Source organism: Hyphomicrobium sp. GJ21, assembly GCF_001006785.1.
Classification (GTDB): Bacteria; Pseudomonadota; Alphaproteobacteria; order Rhizobiales; family Hyphomicrobiaceae; genus Hyphomicrobium_B.
This window is the reverse complement of record NZ_CDHO01000002.1, coordinates 383,318-397,214: the sequence shown is the minus strand read 5'-3', so window position 1 is coordinate 397,214 and position 13,897 is coordinate 383,318. Positions and strand designations below refer to the sequence as shown.

Sequence of the window (13,897 nt, the reverse complement as noted above, 5' to 3'; positions counted from 1 at the left end):
TCACTCGTACCGCAGCGCTTCGACGGGGTCGAGCCTTGAAGCCCGCCACGACGGATAGAGCGTTGCAATGACCGAAAGGACGAGCGCCATGATGACGATGCCGCCGGTCTCGTGCACATCGATGTCGGCGGGCAGCTTCGTCAGGTAGTAGACGCTCGGATCGAAGACCGTCGTGCCTGTCACCCAAGACGCGAAATTCTTGATGCTGTCGATGTTCCAGCAAAAGACGACGCCGAGCAGCAGCCCCGCCAGTGTGCCGACAATACCGATCGAGGCTCCGGTGATGAGGAAGACGCGCATCACTGCGCCTTTCGTGGCCCCCATCGTGCGCAGAATGGCGATGTCGCGGCCTTTGTCCTTCACCAGCATCATCAGGCCGGAGATGATGTTCAGCGCCGCGACCAGCACGATCAGCGACAGGATGATGAACATCACGTTGCGCTCGACCGAGAGCACGTTGAAGAACGTCTCGTTACGCTGCCGCCAGTCGGCGACGGCGATCGACGGGCCCCCTGCCTGCAGAATATCGGTGCGGAATTTATCGACGTTTTCAGGATCGTTGACGATGACCTCGACGACGTCGACCTCGCCGCCCTTCGAGAAATATTTCTGCGCTTCCTTGAGCGGCATGAAGATCATCATGCGATCGTATTCGCTCATACCGAGTTCGAAGATCGACGTGATCTGATAGGGCTTCGATCTCGGAGCGGTTCCGAACGGCGTTGCCGCTCCGCGTGGCGAGACGAGCGTGATGCTGTCGCCGAGGCCGACGTGCAGCTGGTTCGCCAGTCGCACGCCGATCGCGATTCCGGTTTGCGCGTCGAAGCCGTCGAGCGTTCCTGCGCGGATATTCCCTGAAACGAGTTTCAGAGCTTTGAGATCGCTTTCGCGCACGCCGCGAACGAGCCCGCCCAAGGCCTGCGAGCTCGACGATACCATCACCTGGCCTTCGATGACCGGCATCGCGACTTGCACGCCGGGCACGCGGGCGATCTTGTCCGCCATCTGCTCGTAATCGTCGAAGCGCTCACCGAGCTTCTGCACGATCACGTGGCCGTTGAGGCCCATGATTTTGGAGAACAGGTCGTGGCGGAAGCCGTTCATCACGGCCATGACGATAATGAGCGTCGCGACGCCCAGCATGATGCCGAGAAACGAGAATCCGGCGATGACCGAGATGAAGCCTTCCTTGCGGCGAGCGCGCAAATAGCGTCCGGCGATCATCCATTCGAACGACGAAAAGGGCTTGGTGTCCCGGACGGCCGTCGTCATTGCCCCTCGCTCCGTCTTCCCCGTGAAGCGCGCCGCATCGCACCCCCATGTGTCTGAGTTAAGGCATGGGGTGAGTTGCGGCTGCGCGATTCCCTAAGGGTTTTTAATAGGCTCGGGCGATTAAGACATACTCCTTCGCGGGTTCTCCCGTGAAAAGACACTTGCCCACCGCTTGTTCCTGCCCGAGCGGGGCGTTCCGGATGGTCAATTTCAAGGCTTTCAGGCGATCCGCGATCGCGTCCAGGCTATTGCCCTCGGGCCGCGACCAGGGAACGCGCGCCCAGCCCTTGAAGGCGCCACCTTCGTCGTCGCCCTCCGCCGGCCCGAAATACGCGGCCAGATCTTCGAACGAATTGAGGTTCGTGATGATGTTGCCGTCGAGCCGTGCCTTGGCTTCGGCATAGAGCGCCTGCTGGATTTCCTTCAGCAGCGCCGGAGCCTGACTGACGAATTCGGCGCGCGGAAGGGTCTGCGAGATGACCTTGTCGCCGTCGCGCAGCTTGTCGCGGCGCATGAACGTGACGTTGCCGCCGCTCGCGTCGCGGCCGCCGATTTCGACGATGACGGGCGCGCCGCGGCGCACCCAGTTCCAGCGCTTCTCGGCGGACTTCACCGCCTTCGCATCGACAAGCGTGCGAATGCCGGCGGCCTTCAAATCCTTTTCGAGAGCCGCGCAATATTCGATGAGTGCGGCGTCTTCCGGCTTCTCGCGCAGCATCGGTACGATGACGATCTGGCGCGGCGCGATCGCGGGCGGCAAACGCAGGCCATCGTCGTCGCCGTGGGTCATGATCACGCCGCCGATGAGACGGGTCGAAACGCCCCAGCTCGTCGTATGGCAATAGGTGAGCTTGCCGTCGGCGTTCTGGAACTGAATGTTCTGCGCTTCCGCAAAATGCGTTCCGAGATAATGCGAGGTGCCGGCCTGCAGCGCCTTGCCGTCCTGCATCATCGCTTCGATCGAATAGGTGTTGTCGGCGCCGGGGAAGCGCTCGTTCGCCGGCTTTTCGCCCGCGATCACCGGCATCGCGAGGACATCCTCGGCGAACGTGCGATAGACTTCGAGCATCTTCAGCGTTTCGGCGACGGCGTCGTCCTTGTCCGCGTGCGCGGTATGGCCTTCCTGCCAGAGGAATTCCGCCGTGCGCAGGAAAAGACGCGTGCGCATTTCCCAGCGCACCACGTTCGCCCACTGGTTCACGAGCAGCGGCAGGTCGCGATAGCTTTTGATCCAGCGCTGAAACGCGTCGCCGATAATCGTCTCGGATGTCGGACGAACGATCAGCGGTTCTTCGAGTTTCGCATCGGGATCGACGACGAGCTTGCCGCCCTCGTTCTTCAGCCGGTGGTGCGTGACCACCGCCATTTCCTTGGCGAAGCCTTCGACGTGCTCGGCTTCCTTGGCGATGAAGCTCATCGGAATGAACAGCGGGAAGTAGCAATTGTCGTGTCCGGTATCCTTGATGCGCGCATCGAGCTCGGCCTGCAGGCGCTCCCACACGCCCCAGCCCCACGGCTTGATGGTCATGCAGCCGCGCACCGGGCTCGTCTCGGCCATGTCGCCGTCGCGGACGATCGCCTGATACCAGTCGGGGAAGTTCTCTTCACGGCTGACGGACAGGGCACGCTTGCTCATTCAATAGGCTCGCTTTTTTGGGGCTCAGCCGGGTGTCGTGCCCGGCCCGTATCGGTCATCGGCGATAGCGGATTGCGCCGCTTCTGGCAATGCGAAGGCAAGGAACGCGTGCGCGGCCTCGGTCCAGCAATTCGAGATTGCGGATCGTGCCCGACACTTCGACAGCGGATCAGTTAGCGGGCTCGCGTCCCAGCACCACGCCGAAAAAGCCCGCGATCGCATCGAAGTTGGCGATGACCACGTAGACGACCGCGAACGCGACGATCGCCACCAGCGTATTCACCAGAAACAGCTTCCAGATGTTGATGCGGGACGGGGCGCTTTCAGGCGTGCCGGGCACGACCTCTCCCGCCTCGTCCTGCGTCTTGGCGAAGAACGGAAGAACGCCAAAGAGCGTAATGAACCAGAGGCAGAAAAAGATGGCTATCGCGATCGACGTTCGCATCAGTCGGCCCTTGCCTGCCTTTCGCCTTTCGGCGGCTCAGTCTTAAACCTGCTCAAGCTCGACGAGCGTGCCGCAGAAATCCTTGGGGTGCAGGAACAGCACGGGCTTCCCATGCGCGCCGATCTTCGGATTGCCGTCGCCGAGAACGCGCGCGCCTTGCGACTTCAGCTGATCGCGGGCGGCCGTGATGTCCTCGACCTCGTAGCACACGTGATGGATACCGCCATCCGGCGCCTTCTCGAGGAATTTTGCAATCGGTGAATTCTCGCCGAGCGGCTCGAGCAGTTCGATTTTCGTATTCGGTAGCTCGATGAAGATAACGGTCACGCCGTGCTCGGGTTGCTTCAGCGGCGGGCCGACCTTGGCGCCAAGGGCGTTTTTATAAACCGATGCAGCCTTTTCGAGATCTTTGACCGCGATGGCGACATGGTTCAAACGTCCGATCATGCGTCGTTCTCCAGAATGGTGAATATCGGGCGGCACCTGTCAGGCGCGGCTAGCCCCTAGCTTCCACCACGGAGAGCAGCACTTTGACAACCGGCTTCTTGCCCCAGGCTTCGTTAATGGCGGCGCGAACGGCCTTTTGAACGGCCTCCTGCACCATCGAGAGATCGCTGCGCCGCTTCGGCGGGATCGACCGGAACGTCCCGTCGATGGCGTCGAACACGACTTCCCGCATCGAGTCGCCGTCGGCATCGGCCGCCGGGATACCTTCGAGAACGAGCCCCGGCTCGCCGAGCACATCGCCCCGGCGCGACAGCACCAGCGATACGACCGCGATGCCGACGAACGACAGCTTGCGGCGCGCCTTCACCGGCCCTTCGACATCGGGAACGATCAGATTTCCGTCGCGATAAAGCCGTCCGACGGGTGCTTCGTCGATGACGCCCGCCTGCCCCGGCCAGAGCTTCAGAATTTCGCCGTCGACGATCGTGAACGTCTCGCTGACGCCGCAGGCGCGCGCGAGCTTCGCGTGCTCGCGCAAGTGGCGGGCTTCGCCATGCATGGGCACGGCCAGCTTCGGCCGCAGCCAGGCGTACATGTCTTTCAATTCCTCGCGTCGCGGATGTCCCGTGACGTGAACGAGCGCGTCCGTATCGGTGATCAGGTCGACGCCGATGCGTGCCAGCGCGTTCTGGACTTTCGAGACGGCTTTCTCGTTGCCGGGAATGGTGCGCGAGGAAAAGATCACGAGATCGCCCTTGTCGAGGGAGATATCGGGATGCTCCTCGCTGGCAATGCGCGCGACGGCAGCTCGGCTTTCGCCCTGGCTACCCGTGCACAGCACGAGCGTCTTGTTGCGCGGCAGATCGGAAAAGCGCTGCTGATCGAGATATGTGAAACTCTCCGGCAAATAGCCGGTCTCTTTCGCGACTTCGATGATGCGGTGAAGCGCGCGGCCTGCAACGACGAGCGTGCGCCCGGACTTGCGCGCCGCCTCCGCGATCGACGCAACACGCGCGACGTTCGACGCAAACAACGTCACGGCGACGCAACGCGGCGCGTCTGCGATGATCTTCATCAGCGTGTGGGCAACGTCGGCTTCTGAGGCCGAGCGGCCGTCGCGCATCGCGTTCGTCGAGTCTCCGACGAGGGCGAGCACGCCTTCATCGCCGAGCGATTTCAGCTTTTCCGGATCGTGCGGCTTGCCGACGACGGGCGTCGGGTCGAACTTCCAGTCGCCGGTGTGAAACACGAGCCCCGCAGGGGTCCTGATCGCGATGCCGTTCGGCTCGGGAATCGAGTGCGTCAGACCGACGAACTCGATGTCGAAAACGCCGGCTTTGAAACGTCCGCCGAGCGGAATGGTGCGGATCGGAAGCGCCGCCGACCTTCCCGCCTCGCCGACTTTGGTCTTCACCATGCCCGCGGTGAAGGGCGTCGCGAATATCGGACATTCGAGCGACGGCCAGAGATCGAGCACGGCGCCGATGTGGTCCTCGTGTGCGTGCGTCAGAACGAGCCCGACGAGATTCTTTCGGTCGGCCACGATGTAGCGCAGATCCGGCAGCACGACATCCGCGCCCGGTTCCGATTCATGCGGGAACGTCACGCCGAGATCGACCATCAGCCACGAACGAGCATTCGGCGGACCGTAGCCGTAGAGATACGTATTCATGCCGATCTCGCCGAGACCGCCGAGCGCCATGAACACCAGTTCGTCGGACTTGCCTTTATGCGATCGCTGCGATGACCTGTCGTACTCGCTCATGCATCCCCATTTGGCGTGTCCGCGCCGCCGAGCGCCACGTCGCCGTGATTGATCTCTCGCAGTTCGCCGCCGACCTCTGCAAGCAACGCCCCGTTGTCGGCAAGCCCGCGATATGTCCCGCGAATTGGTCCGTCAATCGAATTGACGGAAATTGCTTCTCCGATCGAACCCGCCCGTTCCATCCATGCGCGCCGGATGGCCGCGAAGTCGTCGCCGTCCTTCCAGAGGTCGAGCCACTCCGGAAACTGCCCGGCCAGAGCATCGAGTAAAGTTGCAGGTGCTGGCGCTTGCGCGTGCTGGCTGAGCGCGGTCGCTGCGCGGCCGAGGTCATCGGGATGCGACGCGAGGTTCAAGCCAAAGCCCACGACCGCGAGGAAACCGGGGCTCCCGCGCGCAGTGGTGCTTTCGACCAGAATGCCCCCCATCTTGGCGGTCCCCATCAGAATGTCGTTCGGCCATTTGAGGCGAAGCGGGGCGTCCCGCGCAAGGTCCGTCGAGGCGCGAATGGCCTCGAAAAGCGAGATTCCCGCGATGAGTGACAATTGTCCCGCTTTTTCCATCGGCGCGGAGCAGCAGAAGGCAATGCTCGTATAGAGGTTTCCTTCCGGCGAGACCCACGAACGACCGGCGCGCCCGCGACCCGCCGTCTGCCGACCGGCGATCACCCAGAGCGGGAGCGCCTCGCCCTTGAGAGCGAGGCGCATGGCATCGGCGTTGGTCGATTGCGTTTCGTCGATATGCAGGATGCGCGGTGCGGGTTGAGCATCCGTCATCGCGCTACAGTGCGTGCGCCGGCGTCAACACGGCAGCCGCCGCCGTCGCCGCATCGACGAGCGTTCCGCCGATGAACGGCAGGACGAACAGAACGATGAAAGCCGCCGAGAGAAGCATCACCGCGGAGATCTTTCCCTCGCGCGGCTGGAAGGCTTCAGCGCTGTCGTCGAAGAACATGATCTTGACGATGCGCAGATAGTAGAATGCGCCGACGACGCTGGTCACGACGCCGATGACGGCCAGCGGATAAAGGCCCGCTTTGATCGCTGCCAGGAAGACGTACCACTTCGCCCAGAAGCCCGCGAGCGGCGGAATTCCGGCTAGCGAGAACATCAGGATTCCAAGAATCGACGCATAGGTCAGGTCCGTTTTCGCGAGGCCTGCGAGATCGGAGATATTCTCGACGTTCTCGCCCTTGCGGCGCATCGCGAGCACGCAGGCGAAGGCGCCGAGCGTCATCGCGACGTAGATGGCGAGATACAGCAGCACGCCCGCCGTGCCTTCGGTGTTGTTCGCCGCGAGGCCGACGAGCGCAAACCCGATATGGCCGATCGCCGAATACGCGAAGAGGCGCTTGATGTTCGTTTGGCCGATCGCGGCGAAGGCGCCGAGCGCCATCGAGGCAATCGAGAGGAAGATGATGATCTGCTGCCATTGTCCCGGCACGCCGGGCATGGCGGCCTGGGTGAAGCGCACGACCATGGCGATAGCTGCGACCTTGGCGGCGCTCGCGAGGAACACCGTCACCGGCGTCGGCGCGCCCTGGTAGACGTCCGGCGTCCACATGTGGAACGGCACCGCCGAAATCTTGAACGCAAGTCCAACGAGCACGAAGACGAGGCCGAACGTCAGGCCGATATTTGTTGCCATTTCGGGAAGCTGCGTCGCTGCCGCAATGGCGCCATAGCCGGTCGCGCCGGTAACGCCGTACAGTAGCGAAGCGCCATAAAGAAAGAGGCCCGACGCAAGCGCGCTCAGCACGAAATACTTGAGACCGGCCTCGCTCGATCGCACGTTGTCGCGCTTGAATGCTGTGATGACGTAGAGCGAAAGGTTCTGCAGTTCGAGGCCGAGATAGAGCGTGATCAGATCGTTCGCCGACACCATCAGCATCATGCCGAGCGCGGCGAGCAGAACGAGCACCGGATATTCGAACACAAGCAGCTTGGCGCGGGCAAAGCTGTCGAAGGTCAGAATGAGCGCCACGATCGCGGCGACCAGGATCATAACTTTGAAGAACCGCGTCAGCGGATCCGAAACGAACGCGCCTTCAAACGCCTGAGAAACGCCGGTCTGCTGAAACAGCGCGACGATCGCCGCGCCGAGCACGCCGATGGTAAGCCAGCCGATGAAACGGCCGGTCTTCTCGCCTTCAGGGCTGAAGACGCCGAGCATCAGCAGCGCCAGGGCGCCGAGCGCCAGGATCAGCTCCGGCGAGATGATGTTGAGTAGCGCGCTGTCCATCGGTCAATTCCTCATGGCGCCAGGAGAGCGGCGGCCGTGTGCTGGGCATCCTGATAGTTCTGGACGAGATTCTTGACCGACGCCGCCGTCACATCGAGCACGGGCGCGGGATAGAATCCGTAATAGATCGTCAGCAATATCAGCGGCGCGAGGATCGCGATCTCGCGAGGCGAGAGATCGAGAATGCTCCGGAGATTGGCTTTCTCGAGCACGCCGAAAATCACGCGCCGATAGAGATAGAGCGCGTACGCGGCCGACAGGATGATGCCGGACGTCGCAAGGATCGCAACCCAGGTGTTGGATTTGAAGGCCGCCATCAGCGTCAGGAATTCGCCGATGAAGCCGCTGGTGCCGGGAAGCCCGACGTTGGCCATCGTGAAAATCATGAACGCCACGGCGTATTTCGGCATTCGCTCGACAAGTCCGCCGTAGGCCGAAATCTCGCGCGTGTGCATGCGGTCGTAAATGACGCCGACACAGAGGAACAGCGCCGACGACACGAGGCCATGCGACAGCATCTGGAAGATCGCGCCGTCGATGCCCTGCTGCGAGCCCGTGAAGATGCCCATCGTCACGTAGCCCATGTGGGCAACGGACGAATAGGCGATCAGCTTCTTCATGTCCTCCTGCACGAGCGCCACCAGCGACGTGTAGATGATCGCGATGATCGACAGCGAGAAGACGAGCGGCGCGAGATCGGCCGAGGCGTTCGGGAACATCGGCAGCGAGAAGCGCAGGAAGCCGTAGCCCCCCATTTTCAAAAGAATGCCGGCGAGGATGACGGAGCCTGCCGTCGGCGCCTCGACGTGCGCGTCGGGAAGCCAAGTGTGCACCGGCCACATCGGCATCTTCACCGCGAACGAGGCGAAGAAGGCGATCCACAGCCACCACTGCATGTCAGGCGGGAACTTGGTCTGCAGAAGCGTCGGAATGTCCGTCGTTCCGGCATGCCAGTACATCGCCATCATCGCGAGCAGCATCAGCACCGAGCCGAGCAGCGTATAGAGGAAGAACTTGAAGCTGGCGTAGACGCGCCGCTTGCCACCCCAGACGCCGATGATGATGAACATCGGAATGAGGCCGCCCTCGAAGAACAGGTAGAACAGCACGAGATCGAGCGCCGAGAACACGCCGAGCATCAGCGTTTCGAGCACGAGGAACGCGATCATGTATTCCTTGACGCGGTTCTCGACCGACACCCAGCTCGCGAGGATGCAGAGCGGCATCAGGAACGTCGTCAGGATGATGAACAGCATCGAGATGCCGTCGACGCCGAGCTTATATTTTAGCGATCCGAGCCAGGCGTGTTCCTCGACGAACTGGAAGCCCGACTGGGTCGTGTCGAAGTTCCACCAGATCAGCAGCGAAACGGCGAACGTGACCAATGTCGTCCAGAGCGCGATCCAGCGTGCGTTCTGCTTCGCTTCCGCATTCTGCACGGCGATCAGAAGCGCGCCGACGAGCGGCAGGAAGGTGATAACCGAGAGGATGTTGTTCATTTAAACACCCCGGCGAAAAGCCCGTTGTAGGTGAGCCAGGTCATGAGCGCCGCCACTCCCAGCAGCATCGCGAAAGCATAGTGGTAGAGGTATCCGGTCTGTAGACGGACGACCCGTTCGGTGACGCGTCCGACACCAGCCGCCGTCCCGTCGATCGCGCCATCGATGATCGCGCCGTCGCCGCCTTTCCAGAGCAGGCGTCCGATCGCGAACGCCGGGCGCACGAAGATCAGATTGTACAGCTCGTCGAAGTACCACTTGTTGAGCAGGAAGAGATACAGCGGCTTGAATGCCCGCGCCGTCGCTGCGGGCAACCAGGGCGCGCCGATGTAATAGACCCAGGCAATGCCGAAGCCGATCAGCATCGCGATGAGCGACGAGTAAGGCACCCATCCCGGCACATCATGCATTTCGTGCAAGATGTGGTTCGTCTCGGAACGGAAGAGCGCCGCGCCCCAGAACTCATTCTCGTGATGTCCGATGAAGTAGCCGGAGAACACGACGCCGGCGAAGATCGCGCCGGCCGACAACACGGCGAGCGGCAGCATCATCGTCCACGGGCTTTCGTGCGCGTGATCGTAGGTGTGATGATCGGCGCGGGTCTTTCCGTAGAACGTCATGAAGATGAGACGCCACGAGTAGAACGACGTCATCAGCGCACCGACGACGAGAAGCCAGAAGGCGTAGTTGTTCGGCGTCTGAGCCGCGTACGCTGCCTCGATGATCGCGTCCTTGGAATAGAAGCCAGCGAAGCCCGTCAGATGCGGGATGCCTACGCCGGTGATCGCCAGCGTGCCGATCAGCATGGCCGCGAACGTCCACGGGATCTTCTTGCGCAGGCCGCCCATCATCCGCATGTCCTGCTCGTGATGCATGGCGTGGATGACCGAGCCCGAGCCGAGGAACAGAAGCGCCTTGAAGAACGCGTGCGTAAAGAGGTGGAAGATCGCGACGCCGTAAGCGCCGATCCCGCAGGCGACGAACATGTAGCCGAGCTGAGAGCACGTCGAATAGGCGACGACGCGCTTGATGTCGTTCTGGACGAGACCGACGGTCGCCGCGAAGAACGCCGTAATGGCGCCGATCAGCGTCACGAATTTCAGCGCCTCGGGCGCCAGTTCGAAAATCGGCGACAGCCGCGCGACCATGAACACGCCGGCGGTGACCATCGTCGCGGCATGGATCAGCGCCGAGACCGGCGTCGGGCCTTCCATCGCGTCCGGAAGCCAGGTGTGCAGCAGGAACTGCGCCGACTTGCCCATCGCGCCCATGAAGAGCAGCAGCGAGAGCGTCGTCAGGATGTCGACTTCGTATCCGGCGAAGACGAAAGTCTTGCCGACGGCGGTGGGCACGGCGGCAAAGATGGCATCGAGGTTGACGGTGCGGAAAACGTAGAACAGTCCGAAGATGCCGAGCGCGAAGCCGAAGTCACCGACGCGGTTGACGACGAACGCCTTGATGGCAGCAGCGTTGGCCGACGGCTTTTTATACCAGAAGCCGATGAGCAGATACGATGCGAGGCCGACGCCTTCCCATCCGAAGAACATCTGGACGAGGTTGTTGCTCGTCACCAGCATCAACATAGCGAACGTGAACAGCGACAGATACGCGAAGAAGCGCGGGCGCGAGTCGTCCTCGTGCATGTAGCCGATGGAATAGAGGTGAACGAGCGAGGACACCGTCGTGACGACGACGAGCATGACCGCAGTCAGCGTGTCGATCTTCAGCGCCCAGGAGGTATCGAGTTCGCCCGACGTGATCCAGCGGAACAGCGTGACGGTGTGCGTCTCATGTCCGAGCGCGACCTGAAAGAACGTCACCCAGGAGAGCGCCGCCGCAATGATCAGCAGCGCCGTCGTGATGACTTCGCTCGGACGGTCTCCGATGATGCGACCGAAGAGGCCAGCGATAAGCGCGCCGGCAAGCGGCAGCAGAACAATCGTCGCGTAGATCATGCGGAAACAATCCCCCTATTCCCGTCATGCCCCTCGTTCGTGGCGAGAGCGTACGACACGTGTCGTTGCCAGAACCCGATCACGTCTCACCCCTTCATCATGTTGACGTCTTCGACCGCGATCGAACCCCGATTGCGATAGTAGACAACGATGATAGCGAGGCCGATCGCGGATTCAGCGGCGGCGACCGTCAGCACGAACAGCGCGAACACCTGGCCGACGAGATCGGCGTTGAAATGCGAGAACGCGACCAGATTGATGTTCACGGCGAGCAGGATCAGCTCGATCGACATCAGGATGACGATGACGTTCTTGCGGTTGATGAAGATGCCGAAGACGCCGAGCGTGAACAGGCAGGCGGCGACCGTCAGGTAATGTCCGAGTCCGATGGTCATTCCACAGCCTCCGCGCGCTTGCTCGCGGCGGGGACGACCGATCCGCCGGTTGGAACTTTCACGACCTCGAGCGTCTTGGCCGGATCGCGCGACACCTGGGCTGCGATCGACTGGCGCTTGACGTTGGTGCGGTGCTTCAAGGTCAGCACGATAGCGCCGATCATCGCGACCAGCAGGATCATGCCCGACGCCTGAAACAGGTAGACGTACTTCGTATAAAGGATCTGCCCGAGCGCCGCGGTGTTGGTGAGCGTCGATCCCGCCGCCGGCATCGGCGCCGTGACATTGACGGTCGGCGCGACGTTGAAACCGCGGAAGCTGAAGAGGGCGACGAGTTCGGCGAGCACGACACCGCCGACGATGGCGCCGACCTTGGCGTTCTTGATGAAGCCCGCTTTCAGCTCGGCGAAGTCGACGTCGAGCATCATGACGACGAACAGGAAGATCACCGACACGGCCCCGACGTAGACGATGACGAGGAGCATCGCGAGGAATTCAGCGCCGAGCAGCAGGAAAAGTCCGGCGGCGTTGAAAAACGCCAGGACGAGGAACAGCACCGCGTGCACGGGATTTCTGGCGAGGATGACCATCGCGCCGGACGCGACCGCCAACACCGCAAAGAGATAGAAGAAACCTGCCTCCGCCATCGTTCTCGTTCTTCCTGTTATCCCGTCGGATGGGCGATTTAGCGATACTTCGCGTCGAGCGCGATGTTCTTCGCGATCTCACGTTCCCAGCGATCGCCGTTCGAGAGCAATCGCTCCTTATCGTAGAAAAGCTCTTCGCGCGTTTCCGTCGCGAACTCGAAATTCGGCCCCTCGACGATGGCGTCCACGGGGCAAGCCTCCTGGCACAGCCCGCAATAGATGCATTTCGTCATGTCGATGTCGTAACGCGTGGTGCGGCGCGTGCCATCGTTGCGGCGCGGACCGGCCTCGATGGTGATCGCCTGCGCCGGGCAGATCGCTTCGCAGAGCTTGCAGGCGATGCAGCGCTCTTCGCCATTGGGATAGCGACGGAGCGCGTGCTCGCCACGGAAGCGCGGCGACAGCGGGCCTTTTTCAAATGGGTAGTTCAGCGTTTTCTTCGGCGCGAAGAAATAGCGGAGCGTCAGCACGAACGCCACGACGATTTCCGTCAGGAACAGCGACTTTGCAGCGCGAGCGACGCTCATGACAGAAATCCTCCGAACCTGAGCACTGCGGCCGTGACCACGACCATGAACAGTGACAGCGGCAGAAACACCTTCCAGCCGAGGCGCATCAGCTGATCGTAGCGATAGCGCGGCAGCAGCGCCTTCATCATCGCGAACATGAAGAACACGAAGACGACCTTGGCCAGGAACCAGAAGAAGCCCGGGATCGCGTTCAGCGGCCAGATGTCGAGCGGCGGCAGCCAGCCTCCGAGGAACAGGATCGTCGTCAGCGCGCACATCGTGACGATCGCGACGTACTCGCCCAGCATATAGAGCAGATACGGGGTCGAGGAATATTCGACCATGAAGCCCGCGACGAGTTCCGATTCCGCTTCGACCAAGTCGAACGGCGTGCGGTTCGTTTCGGCGAGCGCCGAGATGAAGAACACGATGAACATCGGAAACAGCGGCAGCCAGTACCAGTCGAGGAAGGAGTTGGTCAGGCCGGCGCGCGTCCCAAGGCCGGCGCGCTGTGCATTGACGATGTCGGTCATGTTGAGCGAGCCGACGCACAGCAACACGCAAATGATGACGAAGCCGATCGAGACTTCATAGGACACCATCTGCGCCGCAGACCGGAGGCTGCCCATGAACGGATATTTCGAGTTCGACGCCCAGCCGCCCATGATGATGCCGTAGACGCCGAGCGATGAGATCGCGAGCAGATAGAGAATTCCGACGTTCATGTCGGAGATCACCCACTTACCCCAGATGTTCTGGTCGAGCGGAATGACGGCCCAGGCCGACAGCGCGAACATGGCGGTCGCGAGCGGCGCGAGCAGGAAAACGGCCTTATCGGCGCCGGCCGGGATCACCGGCTCCTTGAAGACGAATTTCAAAAGGTCGGCGAACGACTGGAACAAGCCGAACGGCCCGACGACGTTCGGACCGCGGCGCATCTGCACGGCGGCCCAGACCTTGCGGTCGAACAGCAGCAGAAAAGCGATGATGACCAAAAGGCCGACAAGCACGGCCAGCGATCCCACGAGGAGGATCAGCAGGTTCCAGCCGTAGTCGGTCATGAATGTTTGCAGGGTCTCGAGCATCGTT

At 61.9% G+C, this 13,897-nt stretch carries 13 protein-coding genes; all 13 read right to left on the bottom strand.

Annotation, left to right across the window (positions count from 1 at the left end):
* The 13 genes from HYPGJ_RS04870 to nuoH all read right to left on the bottom strand — a co-directional run bounded on the left by HYPGJ_RS04870 (position 1) and on the right by nuoH (position 13,893).
* Positions 1–1,272, bottom strand: a complete 1,272-nt coding sequence (locus tag HYPGJ_RS04870) for a lipoprotein-releasing ABC transporter permease subunit (RefSeq protein ID WP_046846139.1) — start codon at positions 1,270–1,272, stop codon at positions 1–3.
* A 103-nt stretch (positions 1,273–1,375) separates the two neighbouring features.
* Positions 1,376–2,908, bottom strand: a complete 1,533-nt coding sequence (gene proS, locus HYPGJ_RS04865) for a proline--tRNA ligase (RefSeq protein ID WP_046846138.1) — start codon at positions 2,906–2,908, stop codon at positions 1,376–1,378.
* Between the two features lie 169 nt (positions 2,909–3,077).
* Entirely contained in the window at positions 3,078–3,353 is a 276-nt protein-coding gene (locus tag HYPGJ_RS04860; RefSeq protein ID WP_013215885.1) for a DUF1467 family protein, read from the bottom strand.
* Between the two features lie 42 nt (positions 3,354–3,395).
* Positions 3,396–3,800 (bottom strand): methylmalonyl-CoA epimerase, encoded by a 405-nt coding sequence (gene mce, locus HYPGJ_RS04855; protein ID WP_013215886.1) that lies wholly within the window; start codon positions 3,798–3,800, stop codon positions 3,396–3,398.
* Between the two features lie 49 nt (positions 3,801–3,849).
* Complete coding sequence (locus HYPGJ_RS04850) at positions 3,850–5,565, bottom strand: ribonuclease J (protein WP_046846137.1); 1,716 nt, start codon at positions 5,563–5,565, stop codon at positions 3,850–3,852.
* Positions 5,562–6,338 carry a biotin--[acetyl-CoA-carboxylase] ligase gene (locus HYPGJ_RS04845; protein WP_046846136.1) on the bottom strand — a complete coding sequence of 259 codons (777 nt, stop codon included), beginning with the start codon at positions 6,336–6,338 and terminating at the stop codon, positions 5,562–5,564. Before HYPGJ_RS04845 ends, HYPGJ_RS04850 begins: the two co-directional genes overlap by 4 nt.
* 4 nt (positions 6,339–6,342) lie before the next feature.
* Positions 6,343–7,803, bottom strand: coding sequence for an NADH-quinone oxidoreductase subunit NuoN (nuoN, locus tag HYPGJ_RS04840; protein WP_046846135.1), 1,461 nt, complete (start codon positions 7,801–7,803; stop codon positions 6,343–6,345).
* 11 nt (positions 7,804–7,814) lie between these two features.
* Complete coding sequence (locus HYPGJ_RS04835) at positions 7,815–9,302, bottom strand: NADH-quinone oxidoreductase subunit M (protein ID WP_046846134.1); 1,488 nt, start codon at positions 9,300–9,302, stop codon at positions 7,815–7,817.
* On the bottom strand, positions 9,299–11,257 hold the full coding sequence (gene nuoL / locus HYPGJ_RS04830; protein ID WP_083984035.1) for an NADH-quinone oxidoreductase subunit L: 1,959 nt from the start codon (positions 11,255–11,257) through the stop codon (positions 9,299–9,301). The genes HYPGJ_RS04835 and nuoL overlap by 4 nt, the downstream gene beginning before the upstream one ends.
* Before the next feature lie 86 nt (positions 11,258–11,343).
* Complete coding sequence (nuoK, locus tag HYPGJ_RS04825) at positions 11,344–11,652, bottom strand: NADH-quinone oxidoreductase subunit NuoK (RefSeq protein WP_013215892.1); 309 nt, start codon at positions 11,650–11,652, stop codon at positions 11,344–11,346.
* Positions 11,649–12,299, bottom strand: coding sequence for an NADH-quinone oxidoreductase subunit J (locus tag HYPGJ_RS04820; RefSeq protein ID WP_046846133.1), 651 nt, complete (start codon positions 12,297–12,299; stop codon positions 11,649–11,651). Before HYPGJ_RS04820 ends, nuoK begins: the two co-directional genes overlap by 4 nt.
* A gap of 38 nt (positions 12,300–12,337) precedes the next feature.
* Positions 12,338–12,826: an NADH-quinone oxidoreductase subunit NuoI gene (nuoI, locus tag HYPGJ_RS04815; RefSeq protein ID WP_046846132.1), complete on the bottom strand. Its 489-nt coding sequence runs from the start codon at positions 12,824–12,826 to the stop codon at positions 12,338–12,340.
* Positions 12,823–13,893 (bottom strand): NADH-quinone oxidoreductase subunit NuoH, encoded by a 1,071-nt coding sequence (gene nuoH / locus HYPGJ_RS04810; RefSeq protein WP_083984034.1) that lies wholly within the window; start codon positions 13,891–13,893, stop codon positions 12,823–12,825. The genes nuoI and nuoH overlap by 4 nt, the downstream gene beginning before the upstream one ends.
* Positions 13,894–13,897: the final 4 nt, after the last annotated feature.